This window comes from Achromobacter sp. ACM01 (assembly GCF_014851745.1).
GTDB classification, from domain to species: domain Bacteria; phylum Pseudomonadota; class Gammaproteobacteria; order Burkholderiales; family Burkholderiaceae_B; genus Achromobacter; species Achromobacter aegrifaciens.
In genome coordinates, this window is the sequence record NZ_JACVAF010000004.1 from 52,963 (window position 1) to 73,163 (window position 20,201).

18 protein-coding genes and 1 pseudogene are annotated in these 20,201 nt (G+C 66.4%); 4 read left to right on the forward strand and 15 right to left on the reverse strand.

Annotation, left to right across the window (positions count from 1 at the left end; all coding sequences use genetic code 11):
- Window positions 1–64 precede the first annotated feature (64 nt).
- Complete coding sequence (locus tag IB268_RS20675) at window positions 65–955, forward strand: LysR substrate-binding domain-containing protein (protein WP_192354830.1); 891 nt, start codon at window positions 65–67, stop codon at window positions 953–955.
- Between the two features lie 26 nt (window positions 956–981).
- Here the strand turns inward: IB268_RS20675 and IB268_RS20680 are convergent, their stop codons facing one another.
- The 7 genes from IB268_RS20680 to IB268_RS20710 all read right to left on the reverse strand — a co-directional run bounded on the left by IB268_RS20680 (window position 982) and on the right by IB268_RS20710 (window position 10,179).
- Window positions 982–2,178 (reverse strand): ABC transporter substrate-binding protein, encoded by a 1,197-nt coding sequence (locus IB268_RS20680; protein WP_054457651.1) that lies wholly within the window; start codon window positions 2,176–2,178, stop codon window positions 982–984.
- Window positions 2,179–2,300: 122 nt separating this feature from the next.
- A complete protein-coding gene (locus IB268_RS20685) occupies window positions 2,301–3,533 on the reverse strand; it encodes a dihydrolipoamide acetyltransferase family protein (protein ID WP_192354743.1) in 1,233 nt (410 codons plus the stop codon).
- Window positions 3,534–3,545: 12 nt separating this feature from the next.
- A complete protein-coding gene (locus IB268_RS20690; RefSeq protein ID WP_192354744.1) occupies window positions 3,546–4,247 on the reverse strand; it encodes a GntR family transcriptional regulator in 702 nt (233 codons plus the stop codon).
- 6 nt (window positions 4,248–4,253) lie between these two features.
- Window positions 4,254–4,976, reverse strand: coding sequence for an SDR family NAD(P)-dependent oxidoreductase (locus IB268_RS20695; protein ID WP_054457654.1), 723 nt, complete (start codon window positions 4,974–4,976; stop codon window positions 4,254–4,256).
- Entirely contained in the window at window positions 4,960–7,170 is a 2,211-nt protein-coding gene (locus tag IB268_RS20700; RefSeq protein ID WP_175213072.1) for a thiamine pyrophosphate-dependent enzyme, read from the reverse strand. The genes IB268_RS20695 and IB268_RS20700 overlap by 17 nt, the downstream gene beginning before the upstream one ends.
- 39 nt (window positions 7,171–7,209) lie before the next feature.
- Window positions 7,210–7,983 (reverse strand): SDR family NAD(P)-dependent oxidoreductase, encoded by a 774-nt coding sequence (locus IB268_RS20705; RefSeq protein WP_175160860.1) that lies wholly within the window; start codon window positions 7,981–7,983, stop codon window positions 7,210–7,212.
- Between the two features lie 171 nt (window positions 7,984–8,154).
- Complete coding sequence (locus IB268_RS20710; RefSeq protein WP_370540033.1) at window positions 8,155–10,179, reverse strand: TonB-dependent receptor domain-containing protein; 2,025 nt, start codon at window positions 10,177–10,179, stop codon at window positions 8,155–8,157.
- Between the two features lie 242 nt (window positions 10,180–10,421).
- Here IB268_RS20710 and IB268_RS20715 point away from each other — a divergent pair, with 242 nt between their 5' ends.
- Entirely contained in the window at window positions 10,422–11,129 is a 708-nt protein-coding gene (locus tag IB268_RS20715) for a FadR/GntR family transcriptional regulator (RefSeq protein WP_054457656.1), read from the forward strand.
- 36 nt (window positions 11,130–11,165) lie between these two features.
- On the opposite strand, the gene otnK is transcribed toward IB268_RS20715, so the two are convergent.
- From otnK to IB268_RS20750, 7 genes and pseudogenes are all read right to left on the reverse strand, one after another.
- Window positions 11,166–12,422, reverse strand: a complete 1,257-nt coding sequence (otnK, locus tag IB268_RS20720; protein WP_192354745.1) for a 3-oxo-tetronate kinase — start codon at window positions 12,420–12,422, stop codon at window positions 11,166–11,168.
- Window positions 12,419–13,336 (reverse strand): annotated as a pseudogene (ltnD, locus tag IB268_RS20725) (L-threonate dehydrogenase); the annotation flags it as partial. The pseudogene ltnD and the gene otnK, both read right to left, overlap by 4 nt.
- 36 nt (window positions 13,337–13,372) lie before the next feature.
- Window positions 13,373–14,347 (reverse strand): D-erythronate dehydrogenase, encoded by a 975-nt coding sequence (gene denD / locus IB268_RS20730; RefSeq protein ID WP_054457659.1) that lies wholly within the window; start codon window positions 14,345–14,347, stop codon window positions 13,373–13,375.
- A complete protein-coding gene (gene otnI / locus IB268_RS20735; RefSeq protein ID WP_175213070.1) occupies window positions 14,344–15,144 on the reverse strand; it encodes a 2-oxo-tetronate isomerase in 801 nt (266 codons plus the stop codon). Before otnI ends, denD begins: the two co-directional genes overlap by 4 nt.
- Before the next feature lie 14 nt (window positions 15,145–15,158).
- Window positions 15,159–15,797, reverse strand: coding sequence for an aldolase (locus IB268_RS20740; RefSeq protein ID WP_192354746.1), 639 nt, complete (start codon window positions 15,795–15,797; stop codon window positions 15,159–15,161).
- 178 nt (window positions 15,798–15,975) lie between these two features.
- The gene (locus tag IB268_RS20745; protein WP_054457662.1) at window positions 15,976–16,893 is read right to left on the reverse strand and encodes an NAD(P)-dependent oxidoreductase; all 918 of its coding nucleotides are present in this window, start codon (window positions 16,891–16,893) and stop codon (window positions 15,976–15,978) included.
- Window positions 16,890–17,303 carry a carboxymuconolactone decarboxylase family protein gene (locus IB268_RS20750; protein ID WP_119450243.1) on the reverse strand — a complete coding sequence of 138 codons (414 nt, stop codon included), beginning with the start codon at window positions 17,301–17,303 and terminating at the stop codon, window positions 16,890–16,892. Before IB268_RS20750 ends, IB268_RS20745 begins: the two co-directional genes overlap by 4 nt.
- Window positions 17,304–17,586: 283 nt before the next feature.
- On the opposite strand from IB268_RS20750, the gene IB268_RS20755 reads away from it, so the two are divergent.
- Window positions 17,587–18,327, forward strand: coding sequence for a GntR family transcriptional regulator (locus IB268_RS20755; protein WP_054457664.1), 741 nt, complete (start codon window positions 17,587–17,589; stop codon window positions 18,325–18,327).
- A 42-nt stretch (window positions 18,328–18,369) separates the two neighbouring features.
- Window positions 18,370–19,173 carry an N-acyl homoserine lactonase family protein gene (locus IB268_RS20760; RefSeq protein WP_175160844.1) on the forward strand — a complete coding sequence of 268 codons (804 nt, stop codon included), beginning with the start codon at window positions 18,370–18,372 and terminating at the stop codon, window positions 19,171–19,173.
- Window positions 19,174–19,198: 25 nt separating this feature from the next.
- Here IB268_RS20760 and IB268_RS20765 read toward each other — a convergent pair whose 3' ends face one another.
- The gene (locus tag IB268_RS20765) at window positions 19,199–20,194 is read right to left on the reverse strand and encodes a GTP-binding protein (RefSeq protein ID WP_192354747.1); all 996 of its coding nucleotides are present in this window, start codon (window positions 20,192–20,194) and stop codon (window positions 19,199–19,201) included.
- Between the last annotated feature and the right edge of the window lie 7 nt (window positions 20,195–20,201).

A 20,201-nucleotide genomic window follows, 5' to 3' on the forward strand; every position in this document is an offset into this window, starting at 1 on the left:
CGCGATGACAAGCCTGCCCATGGCTACAATGGAACTTCTCGTCCGCTTTCCCGCCCGTCCCGCCATGCGTCTCGATCCCACCTCCCTCAAGCTCTTCATCAGCGTGGTCGAGCAAGGCACCATCGCCGCAGCGGCCGAACACGAGCACATCGCCGCGGCCGCCATCAGCAAGCGGATCAGCGAGCTGGAAGAGAACCTCAAGATCCGGCTGCTCATCCGCACCAACAAGGGCATCCGTCCCACGCCGGCCGGCGTCGCGCTGTCCACCATGGCGCGGCGCGCCCTGCACGAACTGGATGAAATCTCGGTCCACATGCGCGACTACTCGCGCGGCCTGCGGGGCTTCATCCGGGTGCACGCCAATATTTCCGCGATCACCCAGTTCCTGCCCCAGGACATCAAGCTCTTCCTGAACGACTACCCCAACGTGCAGGTCGACCTGGAAGAGAAAATCACCTCGACCATCATCAAGTCTGTCGCCGAAAACGCAGCCGACGTAGGCATCTTTTCCGGCACCGCGCCAGACCACGACGTGGAAATCCACCCCTACCGCGAGGACACGCTGGCGCTGGTGGTGCCCGCCGACCATCCCCTGCGGGACAAGCCGGGCTTTCGCTTCGCCGACGCGCTGGAACACGATTTCGTCGGCTTGCACCGCGGCAGCGCCATCAACCGCATCCTGTCCAACGCCGCCAGCGATGAAAAGCGCAACATCCAGCTCAAGGTGCAGGTCACCGGCTTCGACGCGCTGTGCTTCATGGTGAATTCGGGGCTGGGCATAGGCGTGCTGCCGCTGGACATCGCGCGCCGCTACTCGGCCATGTTCGACATCCGCATCATTCCCTTGACCGAACCCTGGGCGCGGCGCCAGATCCAGATCTGCGTGCGCTCCTTCGACGCCCTGCCCACGGCTGCCAAGCTCTTCGTGAACCACCTGAGCAAGCGCCAGCCCTGAACCCGGGCCGGCGCCTGCCTGCCACCCTACTGCTTGAGTTCGTCCGGCTTGATGCTGCGGCTGACTTCGTCGTCGACCGTGACCACCTTGCCATCGATCCAGCGCACCAGACGAAAATCGCGGTACGACAGCGCTTCGTGGTTTTCCTTGGTGAAGGCCGGCGCGTAGGTCTTGATCACGCCGTCTACCTTACCCAGCTTGTCCAGCGCCTGCTGCACCTTCTCGCCGTCGGTGGAATTGGCCTGCGTCATCGCCGCCGCCAGGATCTTGACCGAGTCATAAGCGTGCGCCGCGAACACATATGTCGGCAGCTTGCCGTCCTTCTTGATGATGGCGTCGTAGAGCGCGCGCGATTGCGGCGTGGAATCCTCGGTGATGGAGGCGGTGAAGATCATCTTCTTGGCCAGCTCCGGCCCCGCGATACGCAAGAACGGCGGACTGAGGTTGGCCCAGGAGCCGAGCGTGACCGGGAAGTAATTGATCTTTTCCTGGCTGCGCATCAGGTGGCCGTTGGCGTCAGCCAACGCATAGACGATGACTGTGTCCGCGCCCGCGGCCTTGATCTTGTTCAGCTGCGACGACATGTCCGTGTCCTTGGGACCGAACTTCTCGTTGGCCACGGGCGTGATGCCGTACAGGCTCAGCACATGCGCCGCATCCTTGGCGCCCTGCTGCCCGTACCCGGTGGTGTCGGCGATGATGGCGATCTTCTTGTTCTTGGTGGCCTTGGCGGCGTAGGCCGCCAGGAGCGTGATCTGGTCCAGGTCGCGCATGGACACGCGGAAGACGTAGTTGGCCGGCTCCTTGCCATAGCGGTTGGTGATCTCCGTGGCCGTGGCCGACGGCGAAATCGTCGGCACCTTCTTCTGCTGCACGATGTGCAGCCAGGCCAGCATATTGCCGGAGTTCACCCCACCCAGCATTGCCACGACCTTCTCGTTGTCCACGAGTTCGTTGGTGTTCTGGATCGACTTGGGCGGCGAACCCACGTCGTCGCGCGGCACGATGACCAGCTTGCGGCCCAGCACCCCGCCCGCCGCATTGATCTCCTCGGCGGCCTGCCGCGCCCCGGAGAGGGCCGACACGCCGAAGTCGGCGGAGCCGCTGGCGGACATATCGCTGTTGTAGCCAATCTTGATGTCGGCCTGCGCCCAGGCGCCCGGCGCCAGGGCCACGAAGGCCGCCGCGCAGGCAATGCGGATTAGCTGCTTCTGCTTACTCATTACTTTGTCTCCTGACTAGATGTAATGCTGCTTCGACTTGCTTCCGCCATCGGTCTGTGCGCCGTTCGCGGTCCACCCTGCGCGCTGATGCCGTGGAAATCGTCCAGGTCCCGCCCAGGACGCTAGAGAATCAATTCGATCGGATTCTCCAGCAATTGCTTTACCGCCCCCAGGAAGCGCGCGCCCAGCGCGCCGTCCACCACGCGGTGATCCGCCGACAACGTAAGGCTCATGACGTGGCCCACGCGGATGTCGTCGCCGTCGACCACCGGCTGCCTGACCACGGCGCCCGCGGCCAGGATGACGCTTTGGGGAGGATTGATGATGGCGGCAAACTCGCGCACGCCATGCATGCCCAGATTCGACAGCGTGAGGCTGCCGCCTTCGTATTGTTCGGGCCGCAAACGGCCACGGCGCGCCTGTTCCGCCAACTGCGCGATCTCGGTGGAGAGCTCGCGCAAGGATTTCCGGTTCGCGTTGCGCACGATGGGCGTGATAAGTCCGGACTCCAGCGCCACGGCGATGCTCAGGTCCACCTGGCCCAGCTGCACGATGCCCTCGTCCGTCCATTGCGCATTGATGCCCGGCACTTGGCCGGCCGCCCGTGCCACCGCCATCGACAGCAGGTCGTTAAGGGAATGGCGCATGGGCTCACGCGCAGACTCGCTGCGCGCATTCAATGCTGCACGGGCGGCCAGCAGCGCGTCCATGCGGCAATCCACCGTCAGGTAAAAGTGCGGCACCTGCTGCTTGGACTGCACCAGGCGGCGCGCGATGGTGACGCGCATGGAACTGTGCGGCTGCAAGCCGGCGCTGGAGACCGGCGCGGCGGGGGTAGCCCCGGATTGCGCGGATGCCGCGGCGGCATTCTCGATGTCGATCCGCACGATGCGGCCGTTCGGGCCGCTGCCGGAAAGCGTTTGCAGGTCCACGCCCAGCGCGCGCGCCAGGCGTCGCGCGGATGGGCTGGCGAACAGGCGCTGCTCCGCCAGGCCCGAACGATCCCCGGATGGCAGGTCGGCCGCAAGGGCGGGACGCGTGACGGCCTGGGGAGCCGCTGCTGGCGGGTTCGCGATTGCCGGTGGCGGACTGGCGGCCGGCTGCATCGCACCGCCCCGGCGCAGCAGCGTCGCGATGACGCCGCCTACCGGTACCTCGGCATCGCCCGCGGGCACATGGATGCGGTCCAGCACCCCATCGTCCAGGGCTTCCAGTTCTATGACGGCCTTGTCGGTCTCGATCTCGGCCAGGATATCGCCCACCTTGACCGTGTCGCCGGACTGCTTCAGCCACTGCAGTATCTTGCCCTGCGTCGTGCCCGCGCCTATGGCGGGCATCACGACCTCGATATCCATGTCTTACTCGCTCTATGTGTTGGCCAGATTGCCTGTCTTCTCGATGTACAGGGCTGCGTCCGATATGTCCGCCACGATGGCCGCGCGCGCAGCTTCGCCGTCGCGGTGCTTCAAGGCGTCCAACAAGGCGGCGTGGTGGCTGAAGGATTCCCAGCTTTCGGACTTGCGGTCCTTGCTGCCCATGCTGAGTGAAAACAGCGGCGCGATCTGCAGCCAGATGTTCTCTATCATCGTGACCAACAGAGGCATTCCGGCCGCCTCATACAGCGTGAAATGCAGATTGCGGTTGGCCTCGATGGTCTTCAAGGTATCGATCTTGCGTTGATGCCCAAGTTTGTCGAACTCGTCGGCGTAGCGCTGTATGCGCGCCACGGTCGCATCCGTCATGATCTGGGCCGCCTCGGCCGCCGCGAAGCCTTCCATGCAGCAGCGGATGCGCACGATCTCGCGGAACTTGGTCAGGCCGGGCTTGGGCACGCGCAGGCCACGGCTGGGCAACATTTCCAACGCCCCTTCGGCGACAAGTTTGTTGACCGCTTCGCGTACCGGCATGGGACTGGTGTTAAGCACCGAGGCCAGCCCGCGCAAGGTGACTTTCTCTCCCGGCGGCACGGCGCCGCTCATCAGGAGTTCACGGGTCCGTTGATAGATCTGATCCGCGACGGTGACGCGTTCCTGCTTTTCGAGCAGGCCTTCCAGTGTGCTGTTGTCCATGTCGTCTCAATTCATGTAGACGCCACCGTTCACGTCCAGGGTGGCGCCGCAGATGTAGCTCGCGCCATCGGAACAGAGAAAGGCGATGGGCAAGGCGATTTCGCGAGGCCGGGCTATGCGCCGCAGCGGAATTCTATTCGCATCGAAGGCCTGCCCACGGGTCATTCCCGTCTCGGTCGCGCCTGGCGCGACGCTATTGACGGTGACGCCGGAATCGGCCGCCTTGCGGGCCAGCCATTTGACAAAAGCCTGCGTGCCGCCCTTGGCCGCAACGTAGTGTGGACTGGCGGCCAGCCCTCCCATGCGCGCGGCGACGGAAGACACCAGCACCATGCGGCCGGCGCCCTGCGCGCTCATCTTCGCCAGCACGGCGCGCGTCAGGTGCATCAGCCCCAGCAGATTGACGTCGATGACATGGTGGAAGACCTCGTCCCAGCCCGCCTCGTGCCAGTCGTCCCAGGGGCAATAGCCCGCATTGGCCACCAGCGCGTCCAGGCGCCCGATGTCGGCCACGGCCGCCTCGGCGGCGGCCCGGTCCGTCACGTCGAAGGCGATGGCGCGCGCCGGCACGCCCTTGGCTTGCAACTGCGCAACCAGTTCCTGCGGGGGTTCGCGATCGGCCAGCACCAGCGATGCGCCCTGCTCGCCGCAGACTTCGGCGGTCGCGCGGCCGATGCCGCCGGCCGCGCCGGTGATCAACACGGTCTTGCCCTCAAGCGCGCGCGGCATGAGCTTGCTCCTGTTGGCCGACCGAGAGCGCACTGTCGGCCTGCATTTCACGAATCAGGGCACGGATGTCGTCCTCTCCCGCCAGCGCCGCGCGCTCCAGCGCCTGCGACACCACGGGAGGCGCCCAGCGGCCGGTGACGCGCTTGACCGGCTGGTCCAGGTAGTCGAAGTAGCGCCGCTGGATCTCGTCGGCGATCAGCGCACCCAGGCTGGCGCCGCGCGTGGTCTGTTCGACGATGGCGACGCGCCCCGTCTTCATGACGGACCGGCCGATGGTTTCGTAATCAATGTCCCGCTGCGACAAGGTGCGCAGGTCGATGACGTCGGCGCGTATGCCCGCCTCTTCCACCATGCGGCAGCATTCATCCACCATGGTCAGGGTCGTCAGCAGTGTGATCTGGTCCCCCTCGCGTACGCGCTTGGCGCGGCCGATGGGGATGTAGTAGTCCAGGTCCTTGGGCACCAGCGTCTTGCGCTTGTGCAGCTGCTGCGGCTCGATGACCAGCACCGGGTCTTTGCAGCGCAGCGCCGAGTTCATCAGGCCCACGTAATCGAAAGCATTGGACGGCGCCACGATGCGCCACCCCGGAAACAGCGCGAACACGCCTGCCGGGTCCATGGAATGCTGCGAGCCATAGCCTTCCGGCCCGGGGATGCGCGCGCGCAGCACCAACGGCACTTCGGCCGTGCCATTGAACAAGTGACGGATCTTGCCGGCCTGGTTCAGCAGCTGGTCGCCCGCCACCAGGAAGAAGTCGCTATACATCAGCTCGACCACGGGCTTCAGGCCCGACAGCGCTGCGCCGGTGGCCAGGCCGCAGAATCCGTTCTCAGTGATCGGAGTATTCACCAGCCGGCCGGCGTATGTCTCCGTCAGTCCGCGGGTTGCGCCCACGGTGCCCCCGCCCATGTTGGCCACGTCCTCGCCGAACACGTGGATTGTTTCGTCTTCGGCCATGCGCGCGCCCATGGCCCGCGAGATCGCCTCGATGTAGGACAGGGGTTCCATCTCTTCGGCGGCATAGTCCTCCGCCTCGGCGTAGCGCACGCCATCGAACTCCGACATGTCGCTATTGAGGTGTTCGTCCACGCTGGCCGCCGCCGGCCAAAGGCCGGCGCGTATGCGGGCCGACGAGCCTGCGCCTTCGATGCAGGAGGCGGCGGCCGCTTCCACCGCGTCAGTCACCGCGGCGTCGACGGCCGCCAACTCTTCCTCGCGCAGAATGCCGCGCGCCTTCAGTTCCTGTTGCAGGAACAGCCAGGGATCGCGTGCCTTCCACGCGTTTTCCTCTTCGCGCGTGCGGTAGCCGAAAGCGCTGCCCGGAATCGAAGAACTCTGGTGGTAGTAACGGTACACCTCGGCCAGGACGAAGGCCGGGCGCCCGGTGCGGACGATATGGTCTTGCGCCCAGCGCGTGGCCAGCCAGGTGGCGAACGGGTTCATGCCGTCCACCTTGACTCCGGCGATGCCGTGGCCCTGCGGCCGGGTCAGCAATTCCGTCTCGAAAGTGGATTGCTCCACGCTCATGGAGACGGCGTACTTGTTGTTCTCCAGGAAGAAGATCATGGGCAGGCCGTATAGCGCCGCCAGGTTCATGGCTTCGTGGGTGGCGCCCTGGTGCACCGCGCCGTCGCCGAAAAACGTGACCATGGTCTTGCCCGAGCCACGCTGCTTTTCCGCGTAGGCGTGGCCGCAAGCGATGGGAATGCCGCCCGCGACGATGGCATTCGTGCCCATGATGCCGAGCTCCGCGCGGCGCAGGTGCATGGAACCGCCACGGCCGCCGGTCCAGCCGTCCTTCAAACCCAGGATCTCGTGCATCATTCCCTGGATTTCCTGGCGCATGCGCAGCGTCAGGCCGGCCGCCGAGGGGTCCAGGCCGCCGTCGTAGAGCGCGTTGATGGCCTTTGCAATGCACTGGTGATGCGCGCGGTGCGTGCCATTCATCAGCGTGTCGACGGGCAATGCGGCGATACAACCGGCCGCGGCGCCTTCCTGGCCGATGCTGGAATGCGCCGGTCCGTGCACCAGGTTCAGCTTGTCCAGCTGCAGGATTTTTTCCTCGAAGCGGCGCGCGGCCAGGAACAGCGTCGTCAGGCGCAGGGCCTCGGCGCGTGTCAGCTGCGCCCAGTCGCTCTCTTCCACCACCAGTTCGTGCACCGGCGTCTTCTGCCGGATTTCTTCGAGTTGCATGCCGTCCCCTCGTTGTGCTTTGCGGCCGCCGCGCGGCATTCAGATATGCGCGGTCACGCCGCCGTCCACCACCACGCTGGCGCCCGTCATGAAGTCGGACGCGGCGCTGGCCAGGAACAGGGCGGGTCCGACCATGTCTTCCGGTTCGCCCCAGCGGCCCATGGGCGTGGTCGCCACGACGCGTTCCGCGTGGCCAGGAATGTCTACCCGCGCCTGGCGCGACAGCGCCGTGTCGATCCAGCCGGGCTGGATCACGTTGACGGTGATGCCATCGGCCGCCCAGGCGCAGGCCAACGAACGGGTCAGCTGCAGCACCCCTCCCTTGCTGGCCGAATAGGCCGCGGTCATGGCGTTGGACGCCAGTGCCAGGATGGAGCCGATGTTGATGATCTTGCCCTTGCGGCGCGCCTGCATGGATGCGTGCACGGCCTGGCACATGTTGAAGCTGCCCTTCAGATTGATGTCGATGATGCGGTCCCAGACGTCTTCGGCGTACTGCTCCGGACGCATGCGGGTATTGACGCCGGCGCAGTTCACCAGCACGTCCACCCCGCCGAAGGCGGCCACCACCTCGTCCACCACCGCGGCGCACGCGGCGCGATCCTCCACCTGCAGCGCGTAGCTTCCGGTCTTGGCGCCGGATCCGCGCAACTCGGACGCCAGCGCGTCGAGCTTTTCCCCCGCCAGGTCGGTCAGCACCAGCGTTGCGCCCGCCTGGGCATACGCCCGGCTGAGCGCGGCGCCGATACCGCCTGCCGCGCCGGTGATCAAGACAATCCTGCCTTCGAGATCGAACAGTTCGTGCTGGGCCATGCTGCGTCCCTTGTTTGCTATTTTTGATATGTGATCACAAATCAAATTCTAGGAACGGCTTCGAAGGCCGTCAACATGCCTGCCATCGGGGTCTACCCGTAGAACGAAAAAAATGGCGGAACGGGGACATGCCCATTCCGCCTTGGAGGCATCCGCCAATGGCTGGAAAAATCAATACGTCATGCGCACGCCCAGCAGCACGCTGCGCCCGGGCAGCGGCGCCACCGTCGAAATGAAGGACGCGTGGTTGTACGCCAGCTTGTTCAGCAGATTCGTGCCGCGCAGGTAGACCTCATAGCCCGTGGCGCCATATTGGCCGCGGTAGGCCACCACCGCATTGACCATGTTGTAGCCAGGCGTGGTCTCCTCGTAGGCAGCGATGTCCTTCTGCGCAAACACGCGCGCGTACTCGACGCCGCCCGACCACTGCTGCCACTTCATATCCGCGCGCACGCCGGCGCGCGCTGCCGGGATGCGCGGCAGGTTGCCATCGCCGCCCGTCAGCTTGCCGCGCACGTAGTCGCCGAATACCGCAGCCGAAAACACCGGGGTGAACTGGTGGCGCAGTTCGCCCTCCACGCCCGTGAACTCTGCGTCGCGCTGGGTGTACTCGATCAGACGAAAGTCTTCGTAGCGGTCCAGCGTGTTGGCATAGATGTAGTTCTTCACGCGATTGTGGAACACGCTGGCCGAGAACGTCGTGTCGCCCGAATGCTTGCGCAAGGTCAGGTCGATGTTGTGCGAGGTCTCGCGGCCCAGGTTCGGATTGCCCAGTTCGTAGGTGTTGGTGGCCAGGTGCACGCCGTCCGCATACAGTTCTTGCGCGGTGGGCAGGCGCTGCGAGCGCGACAGGGACAGGGCCACCGAATACTGCGGCGCGAAGTCCCAGATGGCCGCGGCCGACAAGGACGTGCCGGACAGGCTGCTGCGCTGCGCGCCGCCCGTGGGCGAGATGCGCTGCCAGTCCTGCCGCGCGCCCAGTTCGAAGCGCCAGTCGTTCAACTGGTACTCCTCCAGCACGAACAGGCCATAAGAGCGCGTCTTGCTGCGCGGCAGGAACGCCTCTTCGCCATCGGCGCGGAAATCGCTGTAGGCATTCTGCACGCCCACCACGCCGCGCCAGCCTGCGATGGGCTTGTGCTGCATTTCCACGCGCAGGTCGTAACCCTTGTTCTTGAAGCGAGTGCCCACCTCGCCGCCTTCGATTTCGTCGTGCTGGTAGTCGGTCAGGCCGCCGCGCACGCGGATTTTCTCGAAGCCCGCAAATGGATCCTGGTACTCGGCGCGCAGATCGAGGCGGTTGCTGCGCAGCTTCACGTAAGGCACGCCGCCGTGTTCGTGCTCATGGTCGTGATCGTGGCCGTCTTCGTCGTGGTCATGATCATGGCCGCCGCAATGCAGATGAGTACCGTGCGGATGGCAGCCTTCGTATTCGTGGTTATGTCCGGGCAGGCCGTACTTGCTTTCCAGATGCGTGAACGCCAGGCCGACGTAGCCGCGCGGCGTGATCCAGGACATGCCCACCGTACCCTGCGTCGACTCGCTGTACGAACCTTCCAGCTTGCCGCCCGGCCAATCCGGCACGTCATAGTCGCTGGTGCGGCGCTTCAGGCCTTCCACGCGCACCGCGAACTGTCCTTCGCCCGCGGTGATACCCACCGCACCCGCACGTTCCTTGGTGCCCGTGGCGCCGCGCAGCTCGGCCTCGGCTTCTATGCCTTTTTCCGGCACCGCCGTCGGGATCTTCTTGTCCACCACATTGACCACGCCGCCGATCGCGCCGCCCCCATACAGCAGCGTTGCCGGACCGCGCAGCACTTCGATGCGTTCAGCCAATAGCGGCTCCACCGTCACCGCATGGTCAGGAGAGATGCTGGACGCGTCCATCACCTCGGAGCCGTCGGACAGCACCTTTACCCGCGGCGCGGTCTGGCCGCGGATCACGGGGCGGCTGGCGCCGCCGCCGAAGGTGTCGCTGTTGACGCCGGGCAGGTTCTTCAGCGTGTCGCCCAGGGTGCCGTTGCGCTGCTCGATCAGCGCGTCGCCTTCCAGCACCGAGGCCGGCAAGGTGGTGCTGTTCAGGTCCAGCCCCAGCGGGTTGGCGGAAACCGTGATCGGCGCCAGCGTCCTGGCGGCCGAGCGTTCCGCCGCGGCTTCCGCGGCTTCGTCGGCCTGCGCGGCGGGCGCGGCCAGCATCAGCGCGCAGACCAGGGGCTTCAGCGCACCCCGGCGGCCCGCCCGCAGGGCAACCCTGCCGCCGCGTTCCCTCTGCCACCCCAGTTTCTTGCCATTCATCATCGCCCTCTTTCAAATGTTATAACGTACCAAATAATTGACGAATGATATAACATTTCGAAAATGACGCAAGCTTGCAGACGCAGTGAATGTGCCGCTGCCGCTCATGGCCGGGCCGGCACGGGCGCGCGTATCATAGGGCGATGGTGTTCCCCCGACTTCCGACTCCTCCCACGCTGACCGACACCGTCGCCAAGCGCCTGCTCGCCGAGATCGACGGAGGTCGCGTGCCGCCCGGGGAAAAATTGCCCACGGAAAGCGCGCTGGCGGAGCAGTTCGGCGTCAGCCGCACGGTCATCCGCGAAGCGGTTTCGCGGCTGCGGCAGGACGGCATCGTCGAAGCGCGGCAAGGCAGCGGCGTGTACGTCACCGGCCACGCCGGCAACCGCGCTCTGCGCATCGACGCCGCCGATCTGTCCTCGCTGGACGCCGTGCTGCATATCGTGGATCTGCGCCGCGCGCTGGAAACCGAGATCGCCGCGCAGGCCGCGGCAGTGCGGAAAAAGCAGGACATGGCGGAGATCGACGCCGCGCTGGCCGCCATTTCGCAGGCTGTGGAAAACGGCGGCGACGGCGTGCAGGAAGACGTCGCCTTCCATCGCAGCATCGCCCGCGCCACCGGCAACCCCTATTTCCTGACAACCCTGGCCTTCGTCAGCCAGTTCCTGGAAGCGGCCACGCGCGTCACGCGCGCCAACGAGGCGCGCCACGCCAGCCTGATGCGCGACGTACTGCAGGAACACATCGCCATCGTCGAAGCCATACGCGGCAGGGACGTGGACGGCGCGCGCGAGGCCGCGCGCATCCATATGGTGAATGCGGCCAAGCGGTTGAGCCAGGCGCACCGCTAGACGGGAGCGCCGCGGCGCATGCGCTGCGGCCGGCGCCTAGCCGAATGCCTTGATGAAGAAATCCCGCGTGCCGAAGTTGCCTGATTTCAGCGCGATGCTGATGTCGCCTTGTGCCGCGGGCGCATGACCGGAGCACCAGGGAACGCCGGGATCGATCTGCTCACCGATGGCGATCTGCTGCAGTCCCAACGCCTGCACCACCGCCCCCGAGGTCTCGCCGCCCGCCACGATCAGTTGCCGCACGCCGCGTTCGACCAGACCCGCCGCGATGCGCGCGATGGCGTCCTCGATCATGGCGCCCGCGCGCGCAGCGCCGAGTTCGCTCTGCGCCTGCCTCACCTGCGCGGGCTGCGCGGTGGAGTAGATCAGCACGGGGCCATCGTGCATGCGCGCATCGGCCCAAGCCAGCGCCTCGCCCACGACGTCGTGACCCGCAGCCAGCCGCCGCGGATCCAGCGCCAACGCCGGCCGGCCGCTTTCAATGAATGCAGCCACCTGGCCATTGGTTGCCGCCGAGCAACTGCCCGCCACCACCGCCTGCAAGCCGCGCTGGCGCGGTTGCCGGGCGTCCGCGGACGCCGCCGCCAGCCCCCAGTTGCCGGGCAGTCCGATCGCCACGCCCGACCCCGCCGTCACCAGCGGCATGCCGGCAAGCGCGGGACCCAAGGCCAGCAGGTCGTCATTGGACACGGCGTCCACGATGGCGATCCCCACACCCTGCGCCTGCAACTCTTGGATGCGGGCGCGGATGGCCTCGCTACCGCGCGCCACGACGCTGTAGTCGATCAACCCGACTCGGCGGGAAGTCTGCGCGGACAGAACGCGCACCAGATTCGGGTCGGTCATGGGCGTCAGCGGATGGTGCTGCATGCCCGATTCGTTCAGCAGCACATCCCCTGCGAACAGATGGCCTTTGAACACCGTGCGCTTGTTGTCCGGAAAGGCCGGCGTGGCGATGGTGAAATCCGTTCCCAGCCGCGTCATCAGCGCATCGGCGACCGGCCCGATGTTGCCCTCGGGCGTGCTGTCGAAAGTGGAGCAATACTTGAAGTAGATCTGTTCCGCGCCCTGCGCCAGCAGCCACTCCAGCGCCGCCAGCGACTGCGCCACGGCCTCGGCCGCGGGCAGCGTGCGGGTTTTCAGCGCGACCACCACCGCATCCGCCGCGCCGCGCAGGGGTTCGCCCGGTATGCCTATGGTCTGCACGGTGCGCATGCCGGCGCGCACAAGGTTGTTGGCCAGATCGGTGGCGCCGGTGAAGTCATCGGCGATGCAGCCCAGTTTGATGCTCATTTGGCCTCCGGCAGGGCGATGCCCGGGAATATCTTGATCACCGCGCTGTCGTCCTCGCGGCCGTGGCCGGCGCTGGAGGCCTGCATGAACATCTGATGCGCGGTGGAGGCCAGCGGCAAGGGAAAGCGGGTATGCCGGGCGGTGTCCAGCACCAGCCCCAGGTCCTTGACGAAGATGTCGACCGCGGAGAGCGGCGTGTAGTCGCCGGCCAGCACATGGGCCATGCGGTTCTCGAACATCCAGCTATTGCCCGCGCTATGCGTGATCACTTCATACAGGGCGTCCGCGTCCACGCCTTCGCGCAGTCCCAGCGCCATGGCCTCGGCCGCCGCTGCGATGTGCACGCCCGCCAGCAGCTGGTTGATGATCTTGACCTTGCTGCCCGCGCCGGCGCGGTCGCCCAGGCGGTAGACCTTGCCGGCCATGGATTCCAGCACCGCGCCGCAGGCGTCATAGGCCGCCGCGCGCCCGGCGGTCATCATCGTCATCTCGCCCGAAGCCGCGCGCGCAGCGCCGCCCGAGATGGGCGCGTCCAGGTACAGGATGCCCTGCGCTTCGAGCCGCGCCTCCAGCGCGATGGACCAATTGGGATCCACGGTGGAACACATCACGAACACCGCCCCCGGGCGCAGCGCGGCGGCAAGGCCGCCTTCCCCGTACAGCACCTCCTCGGTCTGCTGGGCGTTGACGACCACGCTGATGACGATGTCGCAGGCGGCCGCCATGTCGGCCAGGGTGGCGCAGGCCACGCCGCCCTGCGCCGCGAATGCCGCGCAAGCTTCCTTGCGGATGTCGTACACGTGCACGTCGTGGCCCGCCCGGCGCAGGCTTTGCGCGATGCCCGCGCCCATGGCGCCCAGGCCGATGACGCCGACGCGGCGGGATGGGGTTTGAGGATTGCTCATATCGTTGGCGGCCCGGCTACGGTGGGAATGGAGAGCTGCCGGCGCTCAGCGCGGCAGGTCGTCGGCCATGTAGGCGCGGATGATGTCCGCGAAGTCGGCGTCGCCGCGCAGGCCCAGGCGCTCGGCCCGAGCGGTGTCCCAGCGTCCAGGCCAGCTGCCCACGATGCGCTCGACGCGCTCGTCAGGCTTCCAGCCGACACGGCCGGCGACCTCCTCGCCCGCGACCTCTCGCAGCGCTTGCACCATTTCGCTTGCCGTGACCGACACGCCAGGCAAATTGATGGGAGCGCGGTCCGCGACGGCGGCCGTCTCGAGCTCGCAGCCGGCGATCAGGGCCTGTATCGCGCCGCGCGGCGACAGCAGCCACAGGCGCGTATCGGCGCTGACCGGGCAGGCGGCCTCCAAGCCGTTCAATGGTTCGCGGATGATGCCGCTGGCAAACGACGACGCCGCCGCATTGGGCCGCCCCGGACGCACGCTGATGGTGGGCAGGCGCAGCACGCGCCCGTCCACGTAGCCGCGCCGCGTGTAGTCCGCCAGCAGCAGTTCGGCAATGGCCTTCTGCGTGCCGTAGGACGATTGGGGATTGAGCGCGGTATCGTCGCGCACGGTGTCGGGCAGCGCGCCGCCGTACACCGCGACCGAACTGGTGAAGATTACCCGCGGCTTGTGGCCCAGCGCGCGGCAGGTTTCGAGCAGCGCGCGCGACGCGTCCAGGTTGATGCGCATCCCCAGGTCGAAGTCCGCCTCAGCCTGCCCGCTGACGATGGCGGCCAGATGGAAGATGGCGCGGGTTTGCGTGTCAATGGCCTGCCGCAGCATCGCGGGGTCGGCGATATCGCCAAGCTGCGCATGGATGCGCGGATCGTCCGGCCCCTGCGCCTGCACCACATCCAGCAGGTCGATCCGCGTGATGGCTTCGGGCTTGCCGCCATCCAATGCCAGCGTGCCGCGCTCCAGCAGCTTGCGGGCCAGGCGCTGCCCCAGGAATCCGGCGCCGCCGGTGATGAGTATCTTCATATCGCGGTATGCCCCGTGTGTGTCAGATAGGGCCGGGCCCAGCCCAGCCCGGCGGAGGTGCCGGCCCGGGGCCGGTATTCGCAACCGATCCAGCCGGCATAACCCAACGCATCGATCTGTTCGAACAGATATGGATAGTTCAGCTCTCCCAGGTCCGGCTCGTGGCGGTCGGGCACGCCCGCGATCTGGATGTGGCCGATGCCCGCCATGTCGCGCTTGAGCTTGACCGCGATATCGCCTTCCACGATCTGGCAGTGGTAGATGTCGAACTGGACTTTCAGATTGTCTGCGCCGACTTCGGCACAGACGGCTTGGGCCTCGTCCTGGCGGTTGAGAAAGAATCCCGGAATGTCGCGCGTGTTGATCGGCTCGATCACCACCGTCACGTCGGCGGATGCCGCAGCGCGCGCGGCCCACGCAAGGTTCTCCAGATAGACCGCGCGATGCGCCGCGCGGTCCTGTCCGGGCTGTATCAGCCCAGCCATCAGATGCAGCTTGCGGTTGCCCAGCGCAGCGGCATATTCCAAGGCTTGGTCGACTCCGCGCCGAAACTCGCTTTCACGGCCTGGCAGCGAGGCTGTGCCGCGCTCGCCCGCGGCCCAATCGCCGGGCGGCGCGTTGAACAGCGCCTGGGTCAACCCTTGCGCTTGCAGCCGCGCCTTGAGTTCGACGGCCGGGTACTCGTAGGGAAACAGGAACTCCACTCCCGCGAATCCGTCCCCCGCGGCCGCGGCAAACCGGTCCAGGAAAGGATGCTCGGTGTACATCATGCTGAGATTGGCGGCCAGGCGCGGCATCGCGATTCCTTGATTCAATAGCGCGCGCCGAACACGTCGCGCAGTTCGTCGATCGCCGCCGCGCTCAATGGCGCCGGCCGGGGATCGCTCATCAGCCACAGGCGGGCGGTTTCTTCCAGTTCTTCCAGCGCGTAAGCCGCATGCGCCACGGAACGCTCCCACACCACCGGCCCCAGGCGCTCGAATAGTGCCCCGCGCACCTCGCCGGCCACGGCGGCGACCTCGGCTGCGGCCTGGGGGTCGCCGGGACGGCGATAGGGGATCAGCGGAATCCTGCCGACCTTCATGACCTGATAGGGCGTGATCGGCGGCAGCACTTGATCGGGCCGCCATACGCCCGCGAGCGTCAGCGCCACCAGATGCGTGGAATGCGTATGCACGATGCCGCGAGCGCCGGGACTGGCCTGGTAGATGCCGCGATGCAGCTCCAGCGTCTTGGACGGCTTGCCGCCCGAAACATGCCTGCCCGCCGCATCGACCTTGGACAGTTGGACGGGATCCAGCCTGCCCAGGCAGGCATCGGTCGGCGTGATCAGCCAGCCATCGTCCAGGCGCGCGCTGATGTTGCCGGCGGCGCCCACGGTATAGCCACGGTTGTAGAGGCTGGCGCCTATGGCGCAGATCTCTTCGCGGATGCGGGATTCTTCGGTCATGGACGCCCGCCGGCCGGACAAGGGGCGAGCATGCGTAATGTGGATGCCAAGGGCATGACGACGTTGCCTTCCAAGAGTGAAGTCATAATGTCATCATACAAATTTGCCGTAAAGCACAGTGCCAGGGTAAACACTGAGCGATAGGACGCAGCCGGACGCCAACCCGGCCGCAACGGTTTCAGTCTTGCTGCCTGGCGCCCAGCTCCACGCCGGCCAGTTGCTCGGACAGGCGGGCGACGGCGGTGTGGTCCTGGCCCTTGCCCAGCGTCTTGCCGGCCGAGGCCCAAAGTTCGCGGCACAGCGAGGCAAACGGCGTGGGCGTGCCGGTGTCGGTCGCGATGCCTAGCGCAATGCCCAGGTCCTTGACCATCAGGTCCAGGCCGAAGCCCGAATTGAACTGGCGCGACAGCACGAACTGCTTGAACTTCTTCTGGGTGGAATTGTTCATGCCGGTCGACGCGTTGAGTACGTCGACGATAACGTTCGGATCCAGGCCGAACTGCTGGCCGATCAGCATGGCCTCGACGCCGATCAGGAAGCCGCCTGCCGACACCAGGTTGTTCAGCGCCTTCATGGCGTGCGCGCTGCCCACCTCACCCACGGGCGTGATCGTCGTGCCCATGCTGGACAGGGCCGGACGCACCCGCTCCAGCGTCGCCGCGGGTCCGCCGTACATGATGGCCAGTTCGCCCGTGCGGGCGCGCGGCACGCCGCCGGAAACCGGCGCGTCGACCATGACGCCGCCAGCGGCGGCCACGGCCTGCGCCAGGCGCTGGGTATGCGCCGGCACGCCGGAACTCATGTCCACGACCACGCTACCCTGGTGCAAACCCGCCAGCACGCCCTGTTCGCCGTTCAGCACCTGCTCGACGATCGCGCTGGTGGGCAGCATGGTGAAGATGATGTCGGACTGCGCGGCCAATTCGGCGCAGGTGGCTGCGGCCTGGCCGCCTACTTCCTGGGCGAACTTGGCGGCCTGGCCCGGCACGGCGTCGAACACCGTGACCGCAAAGCCGGCCTGCACCAGGCGGGCCGCCATGGGCCAACCCATGCTGCCGATGCCGATCAGGCCCACCCGCTCTTGCGGGGCGTTCATGCCTTGGACTCCTTGAAAGCGCCCTCTTCTTCCAGCACCTGGTTGGCGACCTTGAACGCGTCCAGCCCCGCCGGGATTCCGCAGTAGACCGTGGCCTGCAGCAGGATTTCCTTGATCTCCTCGACCGTCACGCCGTTGTTCAGCGCGCCCTTGACGTGCAGCTTGATCTCGGCCGGGCGGTTCAGCGCGGTCAGCATGGCCAGGTTGAGCATGCTGCGGGTCTTCTTTTCCAGACCGGGACGGCCCCAGGTATAGCCCCAGCACCATTCGGTGGTGATGTGCTGGAAGGCCATCATGAATTCGTTGGCGCGGCCGATGGAGCCGTCCACGTATTCCGTGCCCAGCACTTCGCGGCGCAGGTTCAGGCCTTGGTCGAACAGGGCCTGGGTTTCGGATTTGATGTCTGCCATGAGTTCCTCTTTGTGATGGGTGACGGCTTTACAGGGGATCTACGCCCACTGTTTTGTCTGATTGTCCGGCAATTTTCCCGCAATCGTCAATAGTCTGATTGTCTGACAATCTGCTTGACTGAAAAAATAGTGCACCTCATAATTTGCCGCAGGGCATGCCCCGCGAGCACGACCTGCCAACGGGATATATTGCGTCTTTACATTGACACGGCGGTCCGCCGCGACGAGGCCATGAGCCTGCGCCGCCGCTCGAACCCGCCGCCCGGATAAGCGAGAAACAGCAATGGCCAGCCAGACAGGCGCGGTATTCGAAAAGCCCAGCACTCTGCGCATACGCGTCGAGGAGTTCCTGCGAGCATCCATCATGGACGGCCGGCTCAAGGGCGGAGAGCGCCTGCGCGAACAGGAGCTGTGCGATCAATTGGGCATCAGCCGCAGCACCCTGCGCGAGGCGCTGCGCACCCTGGAAGCCGAACGCCTGATCTCCATCGAGCCACACCGCGGCCCTACCGTGGTGCGCATCACCGAAAAGGCCGCCCGTGACCTCTATGCCCTGCGCGGACTGCTCGAAGGCTATGCAGCGCACGAGTTCGCCCGGCTGGCAAGCGACGCCGACATCGAGCGTCTGGGCAAGGCCGTCGACGCCCTGCACCGCCAGGCCAAGGGCAGCAATAAGGCCGCCCTGCTGGCGGCCAAGCGCGAGTTCTACGACGTACTACTGAGCGGCTGCGACAACGATCTGGTCAAGGACATGCTGCCCGGCCTGCTGTCGCGCATCAATCTGCTGCGCGCCACCTCGTTTGCACGCGCCGACCGCCTGCCGGAAAGCATGGCCGAGATCGATCTGATCTTCGAGCACATCCGGGCCCGGGATCCGCAAAGCGCACAGAACGCCGCGCAAAGCCATATCGCAAACGCGGAACGCACTGCGCTCGAGGTGCTCAAGCGCCAGCAACAGGAGACTTCCCAAGGTGAAGACGAGCGTCCAGCAACCAAAAAGCGGGGCGCCAGCACTGCAGGGTAGCGAGTTCATCCCGCCCGTCCTGCGCGCAACCGGAGCCATCGCATGACACTGCCCCACTACGAGGTCTACGCCCTGCGCTACGCCACGGTAGCGCGGCAGCGTAGCCAGAACTTCATCACGCCCCCGGATCCGCACGACGGCCCGATGCCGATGGATTACTTCGTCTGGGTCATCCGCAACGGCCAGCGCGTCTACCTGGTGGATACGGGCTTCAACGAGGCCGCAGCCCGGGCCCGCGGCCGCGAGTTCTTGCGCTGCCCGATTGAAGCATTGGAAAAGCTGGGTATCGCGCCCGCGGACATCCGCGATGTCATCGTCACACATCTGCATTACGACCACGCAGGCAACATCCGCAAGCTGCCGCAAGCCCGCCTGCATCTGCAGGAAAGCGAGCTGCACTATGCCTGCGGCTGCAACATGCGCTTCGACATGCTGCGCCACGCCTATGCAGTGGAAGACGTGGTCGACGTGGTACGGGGCGTGTACGACAAACGCGTGGCGTTCTACCATGGCCACGACGAAATCGCACCGGGCCTGCAACTGCTGCACATCGGCGGCCATACCCGCGGACTGCAGGCGGTGCGCGTGCACACCGCGCGCGGCTGGATGGTGTTGGCGTCGGACGCCAGCCACTACTACGACAACATGGGCCGGGACGCACCGTTTCCCATCGTCGACAACGTCGCCGACATGCTGGCGGGCTACGAGATCCTGCTGAAGTTCGCGGAATCACCCGACCACATCGTGCCTGGGCACGATCCTTTGGTCAGGACACGGTACCCGGGACTGGCCGGCGCGGATACGGAAGTGGTGGCGTTGCACCTGGGCAACGGCGCGCGCCCCTGAACGCCAGCGCGCCAGCGGCGCGGCATCACAATCCCAGCGGCCGAATCGCCTCGTCCACTTCTTCCGCCGACATGTCCTGCACGATGAGGACCATGGCGCCCGCCCGCTGCGAGCCTTCCACTCCCTCGACAGGCTCGGGCACAGAAAAGACATGCCGCACGCCATGGACGGCGCGCAGCGTCCCGTCCGTCCAGCGCAAGAGCCCTTTCGCGCGCAACAGCCGGTCTCCGACCTGGCGCTGCATGTGCCGGGTCCAGCGCGCATAGTCCTCCCAGCCCACCGGCCGGCTCTGCGTAAAGGAGTGGGACACGATGCCGTAGCGCAGCACATGCGCCAGCGGCCCCGAGGCCGGCACCGCCGTCAGCGCCGCCACGTCCAGATGCCCGGCGCGCAGGCCGTCGAACAAGGCCGGCGCGTCTTCGTCCACGGTGTCCGGCGACACCGCGCGGATGGGCGCACTGGCGTTGTAGCCGCGCAGCGCAGCGCGCATCGTGTCTATCGCAGCCTCATCGGCCAGATCGGCCTTGGTCAGCGCGATGCGGTCGGCGATGGCGATCTGGGTACTGGCTTCGCGGTAGGCGTCCAGCGTCGACAGGCCATGCAGCGCGTCCGCCGTCGCCACCACGCCGCCGAAGCGGTAGTGGCGGGCGATGAGCGGATCCGCCGCCAGCGTATTGATGACCGGACACGGATCCGCCAGCCCCGAAGTCTCCACCACCACGCGCGTGAACGCGGGAATCTCGCCGCGCTGGCGCCGGTAATAGAGCGACTCCAGCGTGTCCTGCAGCGAACTGGTGGCTGCGCAGCACAGGCAGCCGGAATCCAGCAGCACCACGTCGGTGTCATCGGCCTTGCCCACCAGCATGTGGTCCAGGCCGATCTCGCCGAACTCGTTGATCACCACCGCCGTATCGGCAAAGCGCGGGCTGCGCACCAGCCGCGACAGCAGCGTGGTCTTGCCGCTGCCCAGGAAACCCGTCAGCAGGTAGACCGGCAACGGTCCGGCGGCGGTCGCGGACATGGGCGGC